Annotated in this window: 1 protein-coding gene and 1 pseudogene; one reads left to right on the top strand and one right to left on the bottom strand. The window is 75.2% G+C overall.

The window, feature by feature from the left end:
- On the bottom strand, positions 1–2,146 hold a 2,146-nt coding region (locus KBX53_RS29605; RefSeq protein ID WP_210862936.1), incomplete at its 3' end, for a diguanylate cyclase.
- Positions 2,147–2,231: 85 nt separating this feature from the next.
- Here KBX53_RS29605 and KBX53_RS29600 point away from each other — a divergent pair.
- Positions 2,232–2,449 (top strand): annotated as a pseudogene (locus KBX53_RS29600) (5-formyltetrahydrofolate cyclo-ligase); the annotation flags it as partial.

The raw sequence follows: 2,449 nt of genomic DNA, 5'->3' as shown, positions 1-2,449 counted from the left end.
GTCCGTCGGGTGGGCTCACCGCACCCGCGAGAACCGGGATCTCCCGGGTCGGCAGATCCGAGCGCACCTCGGCGACCCGGTACGTGTCGCGGCCCGCCGCCTTGGCCGCGTAGAGCGCGTCGTCGGCGGCCTCCAGCACCTCCCGCCCGGTGCTGCCGTTGTCCGGGAAGACGGCGATGCCCACCGACACGGTCACCAGGACCGGCCCGGCGTACGCCTCGACGGCGATGGGCGTGTCCCGCACCGCCGCACCGAGCCGTTCGGCCACTATCGCCGCGCCCCGCGCGTCGGTCTCCGGCAGCAGCAGCACGAACTCCTCACCACCCTGGCGGAATGCCAGGTCGACCTCGCGAATCTCCCCGCGCACCCGTCGGGCGAACTCGGCCAGCACGGTGTCCCCCGCAGCGTGCCCGTACGTGTCGTTGACGTCCTTGAACCGGTCCAGGTCCAACGCGAGGACGCTGAGCATCCGCCCGAAGCGGCTGGCCCGTTCCACCTCCCGCCGGATCGACTCACGCAGGTAGCGGTAGTTCCACAGCCCGGTGAGCGGGTCGGTGAGGGAAAGCCGCTGCGCCTCCTCGTGCACCCGGACGTTGTCCACCGCCACCGCCGCGTGACCGGCGAAGGTGCGCAGGGTGGCCAGGTCGTCGTCGTCGAACTCGTCGGCGCCCAGCCGGTCGTAGAGGGCCAGCACCCCGAGCGCGGCCGCCGCGCCAGCCTCATCGGCCGCCGCCGAGGGGCCACCGGGGGTGGCCGGGGCACCGCCGCCCGGGGCAGCGAACGGAACCGCGACGTAGGTGCGACAGCGTGGCTCACCCGTCGGTGCCTCGGTCGGCTCCGCCCTCCCCCGCTGCGGTTCGCCGGTGGCGGCGACCGCACCGACGATGCCGGCACCGACCGGCACCCGCAGCGTCTGCGGCCCATCGGTCTCCTCGTCCGGCCAGCGCCCGTCCAACCCCTCGGTGCACTGCGCGACGAGCACCCCGCCGGTCTCCACCAGCAGCACGGCACCGGCCCGCGCGCCGGTGGCCCCGATGGCGCTCCGCAGGATCACCCGCAGGATGCGTTGCAGGTCGTGCGTGCTGGCCAGGGTGTCGCCGAGCACCGCGAGGTGCCCGCGCAGCTGATCCCGGTTGCTGGTCAGCGCCGCGACGTAGGAGCCGGTCTCCCGGGTCATCCGGTTGAACGCGGCGGCCAACCGCCCCAGCTCGTCGCGGCTGCGGACCGGCACCCGGGCGGTCAGGTCGCCCTGGGCCACCCGGTCGACCGCACCGGCCAACTCGGCGAGCGGCCGGGTGGTCACCCGGGCCAGTCGCCAGGCGGTCAGCACGGCGAGCAGCCCGGCCAGCACGACCACCCCGACCAGCGTGGCGTTCAGCCCCGGTGGCCGTTCACCGGGCACGGAGAGCACCAGCGGCAGCGGCTGCGCGTCGGAGGGCCCGAGCCGGCGCACGTAGCGGCCGTCGTTGGTCTCGGTGACCTGCTCGCCCCGGACGGTGACGGCGGCGGCCAGCACCGCGTCGCGTACGTCGCCGGATTCGGTCGTGTGGGTGACCCGAGCGGCGCGCGCCCCACTGTCGAGCAGGGTGACCGCCACCCCGGTCACCGCGGCCAGCCGCGCCACGAAGGCCGGGTCGACACGTTGCGCGGCGGTCACCGTGCCCAGCCGGGCGCCGGCGCGGTCGTGCAGGTCGACCTGGGCGGCCAGCGCACGGACCGGGCCGGCCGAACCGTCGGTCGAAACTGTGCCGGAGCCCCCGTTCGGGCCCTCGGTCGCGCCTCCGTTCGGGCCTTCGGTCGAGCCGGCGCAGTCCCGCCACGGGGTCGACGGCGCACCGGGCGAGACGTAGGTGACCCGGCCGGACACGTCGGTGATCAACACTGCGGCGGCCAGGCCCCGGCCGACCAGTTGCGCGGCGGCCACAGCCGGCTCGGCGGTGAGCGCCACCGCGTCGGCGGTGGCCCGGAGCTGCTGGCAGAGCGCGTCGACCGAGGTCCGCACCGTGGACGCCGCCACCGCCAGGCGCTCGGTGGAGCGGCTGCGGTCGACCGCCGCGACGGTGGAGGCGACGAAGAGCGCGCCGAGCAGGACCGGCCCGAGCACCACCACGAGGAAGGCTGCCGTCAACCGCCCGCGTAGCGTCACTCGGTCCCCCCGGAAGTTCCGCCTCCGTTGCTTGCGATGCTGACACAGTGCAACCGTGGGAGAGGCGTTGCGTCAGGAGTGTTGCGTGCCGGAATTTTCTGATGAAGCGGAAGTGACCCGGGTGGCGAAGCGGAACAGCCGCGTCGAGCTGCTCGCCCGCCGCCGGTCGCTGCCCGCCGCGACGAGGGCGGCCGCCGCCGGGCGCGTGCAGGCCGAGCTGGTCGCTCTGGTACGCCGGCTGCGCCCGCACCGGATGACGGCGTACGTGCCGGTCGGCGCCGAACCGGGCGGCGCCGACCTGCC

Origin of the sequence: Micromonospora sp. M51 (assembly GCF_018070305.1) — a bacterium.
Taxonomy (GTDB): domain Bacteria; phylum Actinomycetota; class Actinomycetes; order Mycobacteriales; family Micromonosporaceae; genus Micromonospora; species Micromonospora parva.
This window is presented reverse-complemented; position numbering and strand designations above follow the sequence as displayed.